The organism is Zhenhengia yiwuensis, assembly GCF_014384995.1.
GTDB classification, from domain to species: domain Bacteria; phylum Bacillota; class Clostridia; order Lachnospirales; family Cellulosilyticaceae; genus Zhenhengia; species Zhenhengia yiwuensis.
Window position 1 is genome coordinate 1 of sequence record NZ_JACRSY010000045.1, and the last position, 17,552, is coordinate 17,552.

Annotated in this window: 15 protein-coding genes, 1 tRNA gene and 1 rRNA gene; 9 read left to right on the forward strand and 8 right to left on the reverse strand. The window is 34.4% G+C overall.

Going from position 1 to position 17,552, the window contains the following annotated elements; all coding sequences use genetic code 11:
- Positions 1-50: 50 nt before the first annotated feature.
- From rrf to H8718_RS17580, 4 genes are all read left to right on the forward strand, one after another.
- Positions 51-168 (forward strand): 5S ribosomal RNA (rrf, locus tag H8718_RS17565).
- A 5-nt stretch (positions 169-173) separates the two neighbouring features.
- A tRNA-Val gene (locus H8718_RS17570) sits at positions 174-246 on the forward strand.
- Positions 247-469: 223 nt separating this feature from the next.
- Positions 470-2,518 carry a YgiQ family radical SAM protein gene (locus tag H8718_RS17575; protein WP_249334155.1) on the forward strand — a complete coding sequence of 683 codons (2,049 nt, stop codon included), beginning with the start codon at positions 470-472 and terminating at the stop codon, positions 2,516-2,518.
- A gap of 27 nt (positions 2,519-2,545) precedes the next feature.
- Positions 2,546-3,412 carry an NAD-dependent epimerase/dehydratase family protein gene (locus tag H8718_RS17580; protein WP_249334157.1) on the forward strand — a complete coding sequence of 289 codons (867 nt, stop codon included), beginning with the start codon at positions 2,546-2,548 and terminating at the stop codon, positions 3,410-3,412.
- A gap of 58 nt (positions 3,413-3,470) precedes the next feature.
- Here the strand turns inward: H8718_RS17580 and H8718_RS17585 are convergent, their stop codons facing one another.
- Entirely contained in the window at positions 3,471-4,691 is a 1,221-nt protein-coding gene (locus H8718_RS17585) for a L,D-transpeptidase (protein ID WP_249334159.1), read from the reverse strand.
- Between the two features lie 165 nt (positions 4,692-4,856).
- Between H8718_RS17585 and H8718_RS17590 the strand changes: the two genes are divergently transcribed.
- Positions 4,857-5,264 (forward strand): DUF2871 domain-containing protein, encoded by a 408-nt coding sequence (locus H8718_RS17590; RefSeq protein WP_177671794.1) that lies wholly within the window; start codon positions 4,857-4,859, stop codon positions 5,262-5,264.
- Between the two features lie 67 nt (positions 5,265-5,331).
- On the opposite strand, the gene H8718_RS17595 is transcribed toward H8718_RS17590, so the two are convergent.
- The 4 genes from H8718_RS17595 to H8718_RS17610 form a co-directional block, all read right to left on the reverse strand.
- Positions 5,332-6,510, reverse strand: coding sequence for a NupC/NupG family nucleoside CNT transporter (locus tag H8718_RS17595; protein ID WP_249334161.1), 1,179 nt, complete (start codon positions 6,508-6,510; stop codon positions 5,332-5,334).
- Between the two features lie 88 nt (positions 6,511-6,598).
- Positions 6,599-7,174, reverse strand: a complete 576-nt coding sequence (locus H8718_RS17600; protein WP_249334162.1) for a TetR/AcrR family transcriptional regulator — start codon at positions 7,172-7,174, stop codon at positions 6,599-6,601.
- Positions 7,175-7,252: 78 nt separating this feature from the next.
- Positions 7,253-7,918 (reverse strand): hypothetical protein, encoded by a 666-nt coding sequence (locus H8718_RS17605; RefSeq protein WP_249334164.1) that lies wholly within the window; start codon positions 7,916-7,918, stop codon positions 7,253-7,255.
- Between the two features lie 60 nt (positions 7,919-7,978).
- Positions 7,979-8,554 (reverse strand): TetR/AcrR family transcriptional regulator, encoded by a 576-nt coding sequence (locus tag H8718_RS17610; protein WP_249334166.1) that lies wholly within the window; start codon positions 8,552-8,554, stop codon positions 7,979-7,981.
- Positions 8,555-8,797: 243 nt separating this feature from the next.
- Between H8718_RS17610 and H8718_RS17615 the strand changes: the two genes are divergently transcribed.
- Positions 8,798-9,853, forward strand: coding sequence for a peptidyl-prolyl cis-trans isomerase (locus tag H8718_RS17615; RefSeq protein ID WP_249334167.1), 1,056 nt, complete (start codon positions 8,798-8,800; stop codon positions 9,851-9,853).
- 246 nt (positions 9,854-10,099) lie between these two features.
- A complete protein-coding gene (locus H8718_RS17620; protein ID WP_249334169.1) occupies positions 10,100-12,166 on the forward strand; it encodes a serine hydrolase domain-containing protein in 2,067 nt (688 codons plus the stop codon).
- Positions 12,167-12,244: 78 nt separating this feature from the next.
- On the opposite strand, the gene H8718_RS17625 is transcribed toward H8718_RS17620, so the two are convergent.
- The gene (locus tag H8718_RS17625) at positions 12,245-13,171 is read right to left on the reverse strand and encodes a helix-turn-helix domain-containing protein (protein ID WP_249334171.1); all 927 of its coding nucleotides are present in this window, start codon (positions 13,169-13,171) and stop codon (positions 12,245-12,247) included.
- A gap of 122 nt (positions 13,172-13,293) precedes the next feature.
- On the opposite strand from H8718_RS17625, the gene H8718_RS17630 reads away from it, so the two are divergent.
- A complete protein-coding gene (locus H8718_RS17630; RefSeq protein WP_249334173.1) occupies positions 13,294-13,806 on the forward strand; it encodes a hypothetical protein in 513 nt (170 codons plus the stop codon).
- A 220-nt stretch (positions 13,807-14,026) separates the two neighbouring features.
- On the opposite strand, the gene H8718_RS17635 is transcribed toward H8718_RS17630, so the two are convergent.
- Positions 14,027-15,688 (reverse strand): glutamine--tRNA ligase/YqeY domain fusion protein, encoded by a 1,662-nt coding sequence (locus tag H8718_RS17635; protein WP_249334174.1) that lies wholly within the window; start codon positions 15,686-15,688, stop codon positions 14,027-14,029.
- A gap of 99 nt (positions 15,689-15,787) precedes the next feature.
- Positions 15,788-15,934 (reverse strand): hypothetical protein, encoded by a 147-nt coding sequence (locus H8718_RS17640; RefSeq protein ID WP_177671804.1) that lies wholly within the window; start codon positions 15,932-15,934, stop codon positions 15,788-15,790.
- 427 nt (positions 15,935-16,361) lie between these two features.
- On the opposite strand from H8718_RS17640, the gene H8718_RS17645 reads away from it, so the two are divergent.
- Complete coding sequence (locus H8718_RS17645) at positions 16,362-17,387, forward strand: C39 family peptidase (RefSeq protein ID WP_249334176.1); 1,026 nt, start codon at positions 16,362-16,364, stop codon at positions 17,385-17,387.
- The last annotated feature ends 165 nt before the right edge of the window (positions 17,388-17,552 follow it).

Sequence of the window (17,552 nt, forward strand, 5' to 3'; positions counted from 1 at the left end):
AGAGTATAAGTATTATACTTTTAGGAATACTAATTAAATACTCAAATATTTTTGGTGACGATGCGCTTTAGGGAAACACCCGTTCCCATACCGAACACGTAGGTTAAGACTAAAGCGGCTGATGGTACTTGGCTGGAGACGGCCCGGGAGAGTAAGTGGTTGCCAAATCCCATGGTCGCTTAGCTCAGCTGGGAGAGCACCTGCCTTACAAGCAGGGGGTCATAGGTTCGAGCCCTATAGCGACCATTTTTTTATGCCTAAAACCTCTAAACTTATTTAAAAAGAAGTTTAGAGGTTTTTTGTTGTATACTTAAATTTATTATAGGAGATACTTTAACAAATTTAAGAAGTAGATTACATGCATAAAAAGTGTTATGATACAAGTTGGGTTTAAAGTAATCGATAAAATAATTAAGATTTAAATATATACCAATGAACTATATTGACAATAGAGAGGACTTCAAATTTGATGAATGAAAAAAAATTCTTACCTATTTGTAGAGAAGATATGATAGAACGCGGTTGGGATGAATGTGACTTCGTCCTTGTAACAGCAGATGCTTATGTAGACCATCACAGTTTTGGAACAGCTATTATCTCACGTGTATTAGAAGATGCAGGTTATAAGGTAGGTATTATTGCACAGCCTAACTGGAAAACAACGGATGACTTTATGAAATTGGGTAAACCAAGACTTGCTTTCCTTGTTAATGGTGGAAATATGGACCCTATGGTTAACCATTACACTGTTTCAAAGCGTATAAGAGAGAAAGATTTATATTCACCAGGTGGGAAAATGGGGCTTAGACCAGACCGTTCTACTATCGTATACTGCAACAAAATCCGTGAAGCTTATAAAGATGTAGATATTGTAATCGGAGGTATTGAAGCAAGCTTACGCCGTTTTGCACATTATGATTACTGGAGTAACAGTGTTCGTAAATCTATTCTTGTAGATAGTGGTGCTGACCTTCTTTTATACGGAATGAGTGAGCGTAACATAGTAGAAGTGGCTAATGCTTTAAATGATGGACTTCGTGCTAAATACATTTCTTTTGTAAATGGGACATGTTATTTAGTTGATGATAAAGATTATGTTTATGATTATGTAGAGATTGCTTCATTTAAAGAAGTAAGTGAAGATAAAGTAAAATATGCACAGGCCTTTAAAGTACAGTATCAAGAGCAAGACCCTGTAACAGGCAAAACAATTATTCAGAAGCATGGTAATAAATATCTTGTTCAGAATAAACCAGATATGCCTCTTTCTAGGGAAGAGTTAGATAAGGTTTATGGTCTTCCTTATATGAAAACATATCATCCAATCTATGAAAAAGATGGTGGTATTCCTGCTATTGAAGAGGTTAAGTTTAGTATTGTAAGTTCTAGAGGATGCTTTGGTAGCTGTCACTTCTGTGCCCTTACATTCCATCAAGGACGTATTGTACAAAGTAGAAGTGAAGAATCTATCCTGAAAGAAGCCGAAGAAATGACACATCTTCCTGACTTTAAAGGATATATCCATGACGTAGGTGGCCCTACAGCTAACTTTAGGGGACCAGCATGTAAGAAACAACTTAAAGCAGGTGTATGTAAGCACAAAGAGTGTCTTGCACCTACATTATGTAAGGCTATGGATGTAGATCATAAGGAGTACTTAGGTGTACTTAGAAAGATGAGAGAAATCCCTAAAGTTAAGAAAGTATTCGTTCGTTCAGGCCTTCGTTATGATTACATTATGGCTGATAAAGACGATACATTCTTCAGAGAGCTTATTGAGCACCATGTTAGTGGTCAGCTTAAAGTAGCACCTGAGCATATTTCAGCTAAGGTACTTAAGTATATGGGTAAACCAGCTGGTAAAACTTATGATCAGTTCAGAGAGAAATTCTTTAAGATTAATGAGCAACTAGGTAAGAAACAATATATTATTCCTTACCTTATGTCTAGTCACCCAGGTAGTACATTAGATACAGCTATTGAGCTTGCAGAATACCTTCGTGATATTCATTACCAACCAGAACAGGTGCAAGATTTCTATCCTACACCAGGAACACTTTCAACAACTATGTTCTATACAGGTCTTGACCCTATGACAATGGAAGAGGTATATATTCCTCGTACTAAAGAAGAAAAAGCAATGCAACGTGCACTTCTTCAATTTAGCAATCCAAAGAAATATGATATTGTATATGATGCTTTAATGAAAGCAGGTAGACAAGACCTCATTGGATATGGTCCAAAATGTCTGATTAGACCACGTGAAGACCGCTTCGGTAAAGGTCCTAAAGCACATGGCAATATAGGTAGAGGAAAAGACTCTAGGGGGAAAAATAGCACATCTCGAGATGCTAAAGGTGGTAAAGGTAAAAATGCCAATAGCAGAAATACAGAGCATAGAAATGCAAGTGGTAAAGCAGTAAAGGGTAGAACAACTAGTAGTCGCCATACAGGAGCTATAAATAGTTCTACTAAAAACCGTAAAGGCTCTGTAGCAAAAGGTAGAAAGTTCAAATAGTTTTGATAGAAAGAGGTAGGGGATAAAATGAAAATCTTAATGTTAGGTGGAACGAGGTTTTTTGGTAAACAAGCTGTACAGGCTCTTATTAAAAGAGGCTATGAAGTTACTATTGCAACGAGGGGACAACAAGCAGATGAGTTTGGTGATGAGGTTCAGCGCATTATACTGGATCGTACAGATAGGACTTCATTAGAAAAGGCTTTAGAAGGATTAACGTTTGACGTGGTGTATGATAATATTTGTTATGCGCCTAATGAAGCCAAAGCATTACTGGAAGTAATGGAAGGTAGAATGGGTAAATATATTGTAACCTCTTCACTAGCTGTATATAGTGAAGGCGAGCATTTAACTGAAGAGTACTTTGACCCTTATCACTATCCTATTGTATACGGTAATAGAAATGATTTCTCTTATGCAGAAGGTAAGAGACTTATAGAGGCAGTAATTTATCAAGAATTTAAGGTGCCCGCTATCGCAGTACGTTTTCCAGTAGTAATTGGTACACATGATTATACAAGAAGATTAGTTTTCTATGTAGAGCATACTTACAATGAAACACCTTATACAGCATTAAGATATGATGAGCCTATGTGCTTTATAACAGAAGAAGAGGCTGGAGAATTTTTAGCATTACTAGCGAAAGCAGACTTTGTAGGGCCTATTAATGCAGCTACAAATGGGAGTATTACTGTTAAAGAGATTATTGAAATGATTGAAGCAAAAGCTCATAAGAAAGCAAACTTAGTAGAATCAAGTTCACATATAGGAACATATAGTGATTTTAGCAATGTAACTTTAGATTGTCATAAGGCTGTGGCATTAGGAATGCGTTTTAGAGAAGTACATGAGGCATTTGATGAAGTGATAACTTATGACCTTGCACATCTATAAAATAATAAAAGGCTGGTATAGCCCCTTTTTAAGGAGGTTATACCAGCCTTTTAAATGACTAATCAATAAATACACGTGTGCCGCTTATCATATTATTATAGAGCCATTCACTATTTTCTACAGAAAGCCTAATGCAGCCAGCGGAGGCAGGTGTACCTAATTCACCCTTACCTTTAAGAAGATAGGTACCAGATTTATCAAACATAACAGAATGATAGAGATAAGTCGTACCGATAAATCCAAAGGCATTTTTACATCTATAGCCTTTTTCTACACCAAAATAAGGCACTTTATAAGTAAGCTCAAAGGTACCTTTAGGCGTAGGAGAATGAGACTTACCGGTAGAGCAAAGAAAATGTTTAATCAGCTTCCAATTCCCTTTACTCCCTTCAAAAATATAGGTTCTTTGTCTAGCTGTATTAGTCCAAATAAGATAAGGCGTTTTGCTAGAAAGGCCAGATTGATTAATTGTATCTTCTGCCCATATAAGTGTACCTATATCAATAGGATCCCCTAAACTAGCCAGATAATCTGTATTTTGTGCCAAGCTATAGCGCTCAAATAAGCGTGTATTAATTTGGCCAAACATGTTTTCATTAGTGTAGTTTAGTTCATAACCTTCTGCCTTTGTGATAACTGTTGAAAGATATTTTTTTGAAGCATGCAATGTATTAGCAGGGCGTGTAATCGTTTCAAGAGGTTTTAAATCATAATGGCTAGGTTGATAAGTGAAACCATTATCCCAGTAAAGGTCAACAACAGATAAGCTAACAGGTGTAGGAAGATCATTAGTAATTTGATCAAGAGTGGCAGAGATATGTAGAGGTTCTTTGGGAATCATTTTATAAGAGGTACCATTTATTTCAATATGATAAAGCTCACGGAGTGCTCCGATAGGAATGAGGACATTATCTTGCGAATCAATACCGTGTGTTTTAAAGTTATTAATCCAAATATCATGTTCATAGAGTGAGTAGTATTGATGGATTAAAGGGACATCAGAGAGTGTAGCTTGGGTAGTAGGAAATTCATTAGAAGTAACCTTTATGATACCAGTTTGAGAATCATAATGAACATTTAAGCCTATTTCACGTAGTCTAAAGAGAGGTACATATTTACTACCTAATACATCATAAGTTTCTATATGTATATCATTAAAATCTAATGTAATATTACTTGCTTCAAGCTGGCCTAAGTAATGGGAAGAAGTAGGTTCAGTGGCTGTAATAGGAACGGCAATTAGACAAAACAAGAATAGAATAGTTAATAATTTTTTCATTAGAACACTCCTTTTAATTTTGAGATTAAATGTATCTATAATATATATTGAGGTTGAAAAATATTTATACGTAAAATAGTATTTAAATATAGCCATAAGTTAAAAGAAATGATATACTAATATTAATTAAATAATAATTTTTATTATATAGATGGAGGATTTAGCATGAAAAAATACTTTAACGCATCTATGGCTTATCTGATTCTTGGCCTTATTGCAGGTGTATTTTATAGAGAGTTTACAAGAATGGCAGAATTTACAGGTCAAACTGTTTTAAAGGGTCTTCATACACATATTCTTGTATTAGGTTTCTTATTCTTTATCATTGTACTTTTACTTGATAAAAACTTTGGCTTCTCTAAAATGAAAGGAAGCAAAGCATGGTTTATCAGTTATAACGTGTCTATGGTGTATTTTATTGCAACAATGGTAGCAAGAGGGATTGCTCAGGTGAGAGGGATTGAAGTGAGTGGTCTTAGCCATATAGCAGGTCTTGCACATGCTTTATTTGGAGCAGCGCTTGTATGGTTCATTATTATTGGAAATAAAATGCTTAAAGAGCAAGCAGAATAATAGCAAAAGAATAACAAAAGGAGTATTGCCAAATGGCAATACTCCTTTTTGATTGTAGCATTACAATTTAGAACAACATACCTACAATGGCTGCTGTAATAAGTGTTGTTAGTGTACCAGCAAGAAGCGCCTTAAGTCCAAATCCGGATACTTCAGGGCTACGACTTGGGCAGAAAGATTTGAAACCAGCTACAGCTATACCGATGGAGCTAAAGTTTGCAAAGTTACAAAGGGCTACAGATAGAACAGCTTGAGTTCTAGGAGAAAGCGTATGCAGTAATGTCCCTAATTCTGTAAAGGCAACAAATTCATTCATCGCAATTTTTGTTCCTATAAGTGTAGCAAAAGGTTCGATTTCACCTTTTGGAATACCAAAGAGCCATGCCAAAGGTGTAAAGATAAAGCCTAGTATAGAGCTGAAAGATAGACCTACAAAGGCTAAAATATAATTAAGTAAAGCAATAAGTCCTAGAAAGGCAATGAGTACAGCAGCTACATTAAAGGCAAGCTGTAAGCCTTGAATAGCACCATCACCAATAGCTTCGAAAAGGTTAGAAGACTCAGATCCTTCAATTTCAATATTGTTTGTACGACTTACTTCTGTTTCTGGAATAATAATTTTAGAAATAAGAAGTGTAGCAAAAGGAACAGTAGCCATAGCAATAAGGAGATATTTCATATCAATCCCCATAAGGACATAACCACCAATAACCGATACGGATACAGAGGAGAAGCCCCCAGCAACAACTGCAAATAACTCACTACGTGTTAAATCAGGTAAGAAAGGCCTTGTAAGGAGAGGTGCCTCTGTTGTACCTAAAAAAGAGTTTCCGACAGAACAGAAAGTCTCTACTTCTGTTGTATCTAAAATCCAAGCTATTGCTTTTCCTAGGTATTTTACAAGGAATGGAATAACTCTTAAGTAATAGAGAACAGAAATAAGCGCACTTGTAAAAGCAATAAGAGCTAGAACATTAAAGGCGAAGATAAAATTATTAGTAACGAGGTCCCCAAATACAAAGGCAAGTCCTTCATTACCAAAGGAGAGTACTTTTACTACAACATTAGCTACAGATTCAAGGATATACCTACCTACAGGTACCCTAAGTACAAAGAGAATGAGAAGAATCTGAACTCCAAGTGCAGTAAAAATTGTTCTAAAAGAAATTGCTTTCCTATTTTCAGAAAAAAGGTATGCAATAGCTAATAGGACTAAAATACTTATAATGCCAGAAAAAATATACATACAAATCTCCCTTCTTATAGAGAATAAAATACCTATCTAAAGAAGTATTTTTACCCAAAAGGAAGAGAATTATTAAAAAAAGACTAACCTAGTTAGTCTTTTTATTTTTGTATAGAAGTCTTTTTAATATAAGATTAAAATAGCGATAATCATGTTCATCCTTCTGAAGCATTAAGAGAAAATTAGAAAGGATAAAATTCATAACACGTTTAGGGCCTAATATACCATAAATAGTAGGATTAAACTCACCTTTATGTCCATCAATAATCTCTTCAAGAACTTGTAAGAAGTGTGCCATATATTCTAGATCATCATTTTCAGATAGATTAAGGTCAGGAAAAGATGAAAGGTCTTTTAGCCACGTTTCACGTAAAGGTGCTAAGTAATCTCTCATATAAAAATAAAGTACTTCAAACTGTTTATAGAAATCAAGTTCAGGGTCAAGCGCATGATGAAAGGTTTTGAAGGCTTCATTCCAGAAAGCATTCGTAATTGCATAGGTAAGATCTGCCTTACCAGGAAAATAGTTATAAATAGTACCTAAGGCTACACCGCCTTCACTTGCCACTTTACGCATATTAATAGAATCAAGACCTTCTTTAACTGCAAGGGCCATACCAGTAGAGACAATAGTAGCCTTAGGATTTTCAAGTGCACGAGCCACATGACCACCTCTTTTGTAAGAAACTATGTTCATATTGTAAAATATTTCCATAATTTGGTCAATGGGATTATGCTAGATTTATGAGTTTTTTCTGAAATATCTATAACCGATGAGTACAATCCAAACATAAGCTAATGTTTTAGGAATCATAAGCATACCTACAATACGTATTGTAGTGCCCCATAAAACAACTGGTACATAGAAAGCAAAAGATAAGAATACGGCAATGGCCATATAAATATAATCTTTATCGTTATGTACTTTAGCTTCTTTATACATAATATATATCATAATGATACCCATAATAGCAAAAGGAATATTACGGTAGATCCCCCAGCTGATAGGTGCATTATAGTTAAGCCAATCATTACCTGGGAAGAAGCAGAGAATAATACGTACTAGAGCTAAAAGATAGATAGTAAGTGTTAAAAGTTTAGTTTCTTCTTTTGTTTTGTTAAAACGTACCTGCCAAATTTTATAAAGAATAACATAAAAGATAGTCATAGTAATAGAAGTAATAAATTTACCTATACCTAATGCAGCTGCATTAGCTTCAAGTCCTGTTGTAAGTAAGCCATAGGCTCTAGGAACAAGATGGAAGGAGTCTCCAGCTCCTAATAGAACAGACATATAGCCGAATAATTTTATATACTTATCTTTACCTTTTAAAATCATTTGAAAACCAAGGATAATAACAGTAGATAAGTAAACCACATCAAAAAGTGTTTCCATAATAGCTTGCATAATAAAACCTCCATTCAGTATTGAACAATGTTCATTTGAGGGTGTAAAAGAAGGGCCCTATTAGGCGCCTTTTGAAATTAGTATACGCTTAAGAAGTGAATTAAAGAACTCATAATTAGGATCGCCATTCTTTAACATCATCATAAAATTAGAAAAAATAAAGTGAGTTAATTCATCTTCAGTAAATGTGTTAAATAATGATGGATCAAATTCATGCTTGTGAGCTTGAAACAACCTAGTAAATAAGTCTATAAAGTGTGACATATACTCATCCTCTTTTTGCTTACCTTTTTGTTTATGAATAGTAGATAAGGAAGAGAGGTCATTTAACCAGTTTGTCTTAAACTGTTCAAGATACTTCAAAATATAGAAGTAAAGATATTCTAGTTGCTGGAAGAAATCTAAATCTTGAGTATAAGACGTGTGGAGTGAACTAAAACATTCTGCCCAAAAACTTTCTATGATGGCAATAATTAAATCCATCTTAGTGGGGTAGTAGTTGTAGATTGTCCCTAGAGCAATGTCACATTCTTTTGCTACAGTACGCATATTAATGCCTGTTAATCCTTCATCAGAAGCGAGTTTCTTTGCTACAGATAAAATAAGTTCTGTAGGATTCTCTATTACACGTGACATAAAATCACCTCATTCAAATGAACTATGTTCATATGATAGAGTATTTTATATAAGTTGTCAAGAGGTCATACAATATAGAGTGCTGTTATCTCTTTTGAGATAAATTGTATAAATAGTATAGCATAATGTGAAAAAAACAAGTATGATAGAGAGAGGAAAAAAAGTATCTATATTTTATTTATATGTTGTTAAGATTTTTAAGTTATACTAAAAGTAAATCAAACATTGTAGGGAGAAGTAAAGATGAAAAAATTTAAAAGATTCATAGCAGTAATGGCATTGGCAACAGTAGCTATATCAGTAGTAGGATGTAGTGACACAAAAGCTGGACAAGCTGAAGACACAACTCAAACTACAGAAGCAAAGGAGCAGGGAGCAGAGGCTACAGCACCAGATTACTCAGAATATGAAAAAGTAGTAGTAGCAGAAGTAGGCGATGCAAAAGTAACACTTGCAGAAGTGAAAAAAGAAATGGCATACCTTGAGCAACTACTTATGATGCAATTTGGGGAAGACTACAAAAATAATGAAGAAGCTATGACTTTCTATAAAGAGCAACAAAAAGCAATCCTTGATTACTTAATTGAGTCTAAATTACTTGTTCAAGACGCTAAAGACTTTGAAATTGAAGTAACAGATGATGAAATAACTGCAGAAATTGATAAAGTAAAAGCGAACTTTGAATCAGAAGAAGCATTTACAGCAGCTATGGAACAAGAAGGTTTAACATTAGAAAGCTATACACAATTTGTTAAAGAAAATTTAATTATTGCAAAAACACTTGAAAAAGTAACAGCAGATATTGACGTGACAGATGATGAAGTTAAAGCTTACTATGATGCTAATATTTCTAAGTTCACACAACCAGCAGGTGCTGAAATGGCTCATATCTTAGTTGCTACAGAAGAGGAAGCAAAAGATATTAAAAAACAATATGATGAAGGTAAAGATTTCGCAGAGCTTGCTGCTGAATTTGGGACAGATGGAACAAAAGAAACAGGTGGAAGCTTAGGTGGATTTATTGCATACGATTCCCCAACTTATGATGCAGATTTCTTAGCAGGAGCTAAAGGACTTGGAGAAGGAGAAGTATCAGATCCTGTTAAAACACAATTTGGATGGCATTTAATTAAAACAACAAATGTTCAACCAGAACCAGTTGTAAAAACATTAGAAGAAGTTAAAGAAGAAGCTAAAGCTGGAGCACTTCAAGATAAGCAATATGAAGCATTTGGTAATCATATTGAAACTTTAAAAGAAAAAATCAAAGTAGAAATTTTTGAAGACAAATTAGCTTAATACGAAGGAGTAGATTCCATAAAGGAATCTACTCCTTTTCTCATCAACCGCTAATAAAGAAGTCTAATATATACTAAGTTCATCTATAGTTGCGGTATAAAGCTCGTATATTTACAGCATGTACAAGTAAGTATTGTAAAGTGTTTATTTATACTCTCCTCTTTTAGTTTGGAAAATTATAGAATAATTTTCGAGAAAAATATATAATAGAGAAGTAAGTCTAAAAAATGAAAAGAGATGATAAATATGAAGAAAAAATTAGTTGTTTTATTAATTGCAGCACTTACTTTAAGCAGTATGAATCCTGCTGTAGTTATGGCGAATCAAGTACCAGTCGTAGCTTCAACCAGTTTAGAACAGGTTATATCAGGAAAAGCAAGTATGTTAAATACAATGCTTGGTGGAACTAGTATGCAGTATGCATTAATAGATGCAGGTGAAATTGTACTATCAGGTAATACGGGTGTATATAGTAAATCAGAGAATAAAGCATTAACTGATGAAACGATGTATGGTATAGGGTCTATTAGTAAGATGTATGTAACTGCAGCTGTTATGCAGCTTGTAGATGAAGGAAAAATAGATTTAGATACGCCACTTACAACCTACATACCAGAATTTAAAATGGCAGATGAACGTTATAAAGATATTACCCCTCGTATGCTACTAAATCATTCATCAGGGCTTATGGGTTCTAGTTTTAGAGGATCATTCTTATTTAATGATGCCGATACATATGCAGTAGATTCTTTACTTACACAGCTAGAAGGGCAAAGGTTAAAAGCTGACCCAGGTGCTTACAGCGTATACTGTAATGATGGTTTTACACTTGCACAAATTTTAGTAGAGCGTGTAAGTGGTATGGATTTTACAAGCTTTATACATAAGGCATTTACAGAGCCACTTGATCTTACAAATACTAAGACACCTATAGACGAATTTGATACGAATGAACTCGCTAAAGCATATTACCCTACTTATAATGGTGAACTTCCGGTAGAGAGTGTAAATGTGATTGGTACTGGAGGTATTTATGCAACAGCTGAGGATCTTTGTAAGTTCTCAGAAATTTTCATGCATGGACAAAAAGATATTTTAAGTGAGGATGCCTTAAAGGCTATGGAAACGAATGAAGCTGAAAAAGGTATCTGGGTAAAAGATGGAGACAATAGTTTTGAATATGGGCTTGGATGGGATAATATGAATGTCTATCCTTTTAATGAGTATGGTATCAAAGCACTTGTAAAAGGTGGAGATACTCAGCTTTATCATGGTAGTTTAATTGTACTTCCGGAACATAATATGGCAGCTGCAGTCGTATCATCAGGTGGTGCAAGTACTTATGATCAGATGTTAGCAACTACTATGCTTTTAGAACAACTTAAAGCTAAAGGAATTATTGATGAAATAAAACCAGCTAAAGTACCAGTAGCTCCAGTTAAAGCCGATATGCCTAAAGAGCTTATATCAGAGTCAGGTGTTTATATGGCAATGGGGGGTGCTGCATATGAAGTACAAATAAAAGAAACAGGTGAGCTTGTATTAAAAGCACTTACAATGCCTGTTCCAGAGCAAACTTTTATCTATACAACAGAAGGGGTTTTTGTAAGTCCTGATGGGAGTACACAGGTTCAAGTTGTAGAAGAAAGTAATGGTCATAAATATTTATGGGCTAAAGGATATGGAAGTTTACCAGGCATAGGTGAAATAGCGACTTCTGATTATCAACTTCAAAAAATGGAGCCTAATGAAGTATCAGAAGAAGTAAATGCAGCATGGCAAGCAAGAAATGGTAAGAAATACTTCATCATAGATGAAAAATATAGTTCTCAAGTGTACTTAACCATGCCTGCTAGTTTACTTATGTTAGATAGTTACTTACCAGGATATGTAATAGGAAATAAGATTATAGATGCTAATAATGCACAAAGTGTTATACAAATACCAGGTATGAATGGACGTGACCTTCAAGATATTCAAATCTTTGAGAAGGACCAAGTAGAGTATGCAAAAATAGGTGGTTATACTACAATCAGTGAAGATGCTATACCAGATTTAGCCAATGCTACAGAAGCAATCTGTACCATTGGAGAAGAAGGTTATGCAAGATGGTTTACAGTACCAGCAGCATTAGCAAATAAGACTATAGCGCTTACTATACCGGCAAATGGTGCAGCAATGGTTTATGATATGCATGGGCAATTAGTAGACAATACATATATTAGTGGAAATGCAACAGTAACATTACCGGAAAAAGGTTATGTAGTATTTGCAGGTAATGCAGGTGTACAATTTAGTTATACAGTTCAATAATATAAATAAAAAGGCTATCTCAAGAGATAGCCTTTTTATAATGCAATGATATAATGACACGATAATAATTTTATATATTTATACAGTAATACCATAGTGTACTTTACAGGATTCTAACATTTGATGATAAAGGTCCTCATGATTAGAAATGATAAAGAGGTCTTTGGCATATTGAAGTGTTTCTAGATACTGAGGAATATCTAAGTGGAATTGTGCAATCCCTTTACGGAAGTAAAGATGTGCAAGAAAGGAAATAGAGCGATTAGAGACTGCATATTGTATACCTAGATTAGCATGTTCTAAGGCCTTCTTATGTAAGTCTATACGATGAAAAGTATAAGATAAATTATAGTGGAGTTTAGCTAAAAGATTAGAAGAGGCAATCTGAACATTTTCCTTAGAAAAGTTACTACAGAAAAGAAGTATTTCAACACAGTGTGAAGCATCTTCTAAGGTATATTTCGTTAGACCAATGTTCATAAGGAGACGGAGTTCTAATTCATTATAATAATAAGTTTGATAGTGCTCTAAATTAAAATTCTCGATGGTATAGGAGAGTGCTTGTATATAACATTCTATTTGTAAATCATAACGTTTTTCTTTAATCCCTAGGAGTACACCTTCAATTAAAGCAATAAGTTGTAGAACCTGATTTCTGAAAAACTGATTCATATTATGTGTGGCTAATTTTTTAAATTGAATAAGGTCTTCTTGAAGTAATGCATAGTTATTACTATCTAAGTGAAAATCTAACTCTCTTTTTAAATCTTCTAGCTCATCATAGTGATCCATACGATAAGTTAAAAAGAGCTCTGCAATATCCATATTAAGTGCAGAAGAGAGCAAATCTAGTGTTTCTTGTTTTGGTAGAACGAGCCCATTTTCGATTTTTCTTAATGTTTCAAGATTAATTGAGACTTTAAGACTAATATCTTTCTGGGTTAGATGTAGTGTATGGCGGATTTCTTTAAGAGCTTCACCAAATCCTTTGAGATTGTAGTACATTTTAATGTGCCGCCTTTCTTTAGTAAGTGATAAACCCAACTTAAATTGGGTTACAATTTTTTAAAAATAACGTTAAAATAAGGTATGAGTTAACTATTATAAGAAAGTAGAGGAGTAATAATATGAAAAAGTATGTAACCATTATATCTACATTTTTATTAGTAAGCTGTACGGTAGGGGGGCAACTATCACAATTAAAAGGTCCAGATGATTTAATCGTAGGACATGGTAAAACAGTAGTAGCACAAGGTCCAGATGATTTAATCGTAGGGCATGATAAAACAGTAGTAGCACAAGGTCCAGACGATTTAATTGTAGGGCATGATAAAACAGTAGTAGCACAAGGTCCAGATGATTTAATCGTAGGGCATGATAAAACAGTAGTAGCACAAGGTCCAGACGATTTAATTGTAGGGCATGATAAAACAGTAGTAGCACAAGGTCCAGATGATTTAATCGTAGGGCATGATAAAACAGTAGTAGCACAAGGTCCAGACGATTTAATTGTAGGGCATGATAAAACAGTAGTAGCACAAGGTCCAGACGATTTAATTGTAGGGCATGATAAAACAGTAGTAGCACAAGGTCCAGATGATTTAATTGTAGGACATGCTGAAACAGCAGTTAACTTTTAGGGTATTTAATTGTTTTATAAGGTTTATATATAGAAAGAGTTTTAAAAGTAAAGAGGGTAATGCTATTTAGTACTTAGATCGGACAAGTTAGCGCTAGGGGATGCTAACTTATAGAAAAGACAGGAGTTGGGGGACTTCTGTCTTTTTTATATGTCTAATAAAACACCCACCTTATAAGATGTATAGGGTGGGTGTTTTTCTATAAAATGGAAAGGAAACGTTAACTAAGTTTAAAAGAACTCTTAAGTGGTACGATACGGTTGAATACAGGTTTTTCTTCAGTAGAGTATTTAGTATCTACAGTAAAGAAACCGTGACGTACAAATTGGAATTTATCTAAAGGTTTAATACCCTGAACACCCGTTGATTCAATGTAACCTTGAACAACTTCCATAGAGTTTGGATTAATTTGTTCTAAGAAGTGTTTACCTTCATTTTCTGGTATATCATCTAAAATAAGAGGTTCGTATAATCTAAATTCACAAGGTACAGCATCAGCAGCATTTACCCAGTGAATTGTAGCTTTAACTTTACGGCCTGTAAAGCCTGAACCACTTTTAGTTTCTGGATCGTAAGTACAGTGTACTTCTACTACATTGCCATCTTCATCTTTAATAACGTCTGTACATTTCACAAAGTAAGCGCCTTTAAGACGAACTTCATTACCTGGGAAAAGGCGGAAGTATTTTTTAACTGGTTCTTCCATAAAGTCTTCTTGTTCAATGTAAATCTCACGTGAGAATGGTACAAGGCGTGTGCCTTTTGTCTCATCTTTGGCATTGTTCTCAATTTCAAGCATTTCAGTTTGGCCTTCTGGATAGTTTGTAATAACTAATTTAAGAGGGCGCATAACTGCCATAAGAAGTGGTGCTTTTGGAAGTAAGTCTTCACGAAGGAAGTAATCGAGCATTTGACTATCTACTGTAGAATCAGCTTTTGATACACCAATTTCACGGCAGAATGTACGAATAGCTTCTGGTGTATAACCACGTCTTCTAAGACCTGCGATAGTAGGCATACGAGGGTCATCCCACCCATCAACTACACACTCATCAACAAGTTGTTTAAGTTTACGTTTACTCATAACAGTATTTGTCATGTTAAGACGTGCAAACTCAATTTGGCGAGGAACACTTTCCATCTCGCATTCACGAACAAACCAATCATAGAGAGGTCTATGGTCTTCAAATTCTAATGTACATACAGAGTGTGTAATACCTTCAATAGCATCTTCTAATGGATGAGCGAAGTCATACATAGGGTAGATGCACCATTTATCACCTGTATTATGGTGAGTAGCATGTGCAATACGATAAATGATAGGGTCACGGAAATTGATATTTGGTGATGCCATATCAATTTTTGCACGGAGAACTTTAGAACCATCTGGGAACTCACCATTTTTCATACGTTCAAGAAGGTCTAAGTTCTCTTCTACTGAACGATCTCTATATGGACTTGGTCTACCTGGTTCACTAAGTGTACCACGGTACTCACGCATTTGTTCTGGTGTAAGGTCACAAACATAAGCAAGACCTTTTTTAATAAGAAGGATAGCTTTCTCATACATGATATCAAAGTAATCTGATGCGAAGTAAAGGTTATCCCAATCAAATCCGAGCCATTTTACGTCTTCTTTAATAGATTCTACATACTCTGTATCTTCTTTTACAGGATTTGTATCGTCAAAACGAAGATTTGTTTTACCACCGAATTCATCTGCTAAACTAAAGTTAAGGCAGATAGACTTAGCATGCCCAATGTGAAGGTAGCCATTTGGTTCAGGTGGGAAACGAGTAATAATTTCTTTATGTTTACCTGTATTCAGGTCATCAACAACGATGTTTTTGACAAAGTTGGATGTATTTATTTCATTTGACATAAATAATACCTCTCTATTATTCAAAAAGAATTCATTTGTTTATATTATCTCTATTTTAATCCAATCTATAAAAAAAATAAAGGGCAAAAGCCCTTTGTCTTAAAGTTTTTTAGCAGCACAGCGTTTACAAATCTTTGTTTTATCTTTATCCCATAGTAGTTTTACACGTGGTCTACCACAAAGTGGACATGTTCCACGCCAGTTTTTCTCTTTCTTAGCCCATGGACCTCTTTTATTCTTTGCCATATGATTTTCCCCCCTTAGTATATAAACGAATTCCTATGTTAAATATATTAAAAAGTGGACAAGATTATGACTGGTAAATTAAAAAATTAAAAGTGGGAATTTTAAACTTTTAAGGAATGAAAAGCCCATCATAAATAAAAAGAAACTGTTTAAAATAAGAGTGTAGTTATTCATCATTTTTAGGAGGGATTGGCGATGAACAAAACTCGTTCTGCTATGAAGAATATGGTTAAAGATATTAAAAGAGTGATGAAAAAAACTATTAGGAAGATGAGTTAGTCGAAATGAGATGAAAAAGCAAGCTTAATACAGAAGCTTGCTTTTTTATATTTTTATAACACTAAATAGGAAGTTGTTGAAAATAATAGAAAATATAATATAATAAAATTATTGTTATTTTATGGAAATATTATGGGGGGATGAAAAGATGTGGAAAAACAGAATGAAGCTATGTGTGACTTTTCTTTTTATATTAGTACTTTGCTTAAATACTAAGGCAAGTAATAAAGTATTGATAGAAGGTGTGCCACTTATTAATCAGCATCCGGAATTACCTACAGGATGTGAGATTACAGCATTAACGATGCTTTTACAACATCAGGGGGTACAAGTAACAAAAGAACAATTAGCTAAGGAAGTTAACCGTGTACCTGTGCCTTATAGTAATAATGGTAAATTATATGGCGGTGACCCTAATAAAGGTTTTATAGGAGATCCATTTAGTAAAAGAGGTTTTGGAGTCTATAAAGATGCACTTTTACCTATTGTAGAGAAATATCTACCTGGTCGAGGAGAAGATTTAAGTGGTGGCGATTTTAGTCAAGTTTATGCAGCCTTAAATGAAGGAAAGCCTGTTATGTTATGGTGTACCATCTCTATGCTCAATGTAGATGCTAGAAGAAGTTATTGGACGACACCTGAAGGCAAGACAATAGAATGGAAAACACCGGAACATGCTATGGTGGCAGTAGGTTATGATGACGATTATATTTATCTTAATGACCCTTATGTAGGAAAACAAAGGAAGTACAAAAAACAAGTGGTTATTAATAGATGGAGCGATATGGGCAAACAGGCCATTGCTATTAAACCAAGCAATGCACTAGGAAAGACACCTATTATTAAAAAACAAAGTTTAATGATAGAGGAGACTAAGTACATAGATTTACTTACAGTTGATGCACAAGGATTATGGATAGAGGCAAGAATGTTGCCTAACTTATTTAAGAATACACAAGTTACCTATGACCCTAAAACTTATTCTGTAATCATTAGTACTACAGGCGAAAAGGGGACTCAAATGATTCTTAGCCCCTATGAAAGGTACCTGACTACTTATAATAGTAGTGGGCAGGAAGTACAAATGACTTATAAAATCATAGATGGCATTACTTATGTAAATAAAGAATGGGTAGAAAATTTTTATGAACTGCCTATACAGATTCTCGAATAGTAGAAGTAAAAACCGCACAAAATGAATTTGTGCGGTTTTTTATTGTATAAAGAAAACCCCCGGCTATGCCTGGGGTTCGAAAAAGCTTATAGCTATGAGTATAAATAAAAAACCTCCTTTGAAGAATAAGATTAGGTTCGCCAACCAATCAAATCAAAGGAGGTT

Coding starts and splice junctions, on each gene's coding strand:
- H8718_RS17615 (WP_249334167.1), top strand. CDS start 8,798: ATGAAAAAATTTAAAAGATTCATAGCAGTAATGGCATTGGCAACAGTA.
- H8718_RS17575 (WP_249334155.1), top strand. CDS start 470: ATGAATGAAAAAAAATTCTTACCTATTTGTAGAGAAGATATGATAGAA.
- H8718_RS17580 (WP_249334157.1), top strand. CDS start 2,546: ATGAAAATCTTAATGTTAGGTGGAACGAGGTTTTTTGGTAAACAAGCT.
- H8718_RS17585 (WP_249334159.1), bottom strand. CDS start 4,691: ATGAAAAAATTATTAACTATTCTATTCTTGTTTTGTCTAATTGCCGTT.
- H8718_RS17605 (WP_249334164.1), bottom strand. CDS start 7,918: ATGCAAGCTATTATGGAAACACTTTTTGATGTGGTTTACTTATCTACT.
- H8718_RS17630 (WP_249334173.1), top strand. CDS start 13,294: ATGAAAAAGTATGTAACCATTATATCTACATTTTTATTAGTAAGCTGT.
- H8718_RS17635 (WP_249334174.1), bottom strand. CDS start 15,688: ATGTCAAATGAAATAAATACATCCAACTTTGTCAAAAACATCGTTGTT.
- H8718_RS17595 (WP_249334161.1), bottom strand. CDS start 6,510: ATGTATATTTTTTCTGGCATTATAAGTATTTTAGTCCTATTAGCTATT.
- H8718_RS17640 (WP_177671804.1), bottom strand. CDS start 15,934: ATGGCAAAGAATAAAAGAGGTCCATGGGCTAAGAAAGAGAAAAACTGG.
- H8718_RS17625 (WP_249334171.1), bottom strand. CDS start 13,171: ATGTACTACAATCTCAAAGGATTTGGTGAAGCTCTTAAAGAAATCCGC.
- H8718_RS17590 (WP_177671794.1), top strand. CDS start 4,857: ATGAAAAAATACTTTAACGCATCTATGGCTTATCTGATTCTTGGCCTT.
- H8718_RS17645 (WP_249334176.1), top strand. CDS start 16,362: ATGTGGAAAAACAGAATGAAGCTATGTGTGACTTTTCTTTTTATATTA.
- H8718_RS17610 (WP_249334166.1), bottom strand. CDS start 8,554: ATGTCACGTGTAATAGAGAATCCTACAGAACTTATTTTATCTGTAGCA.
- H8718_RS17620 (WP_249334169.1), top strand. CDS start 10,100: ATGAAGAAAAAATTAGTTGTTTTATTAATTGCAGCACTTACTTTAAGC.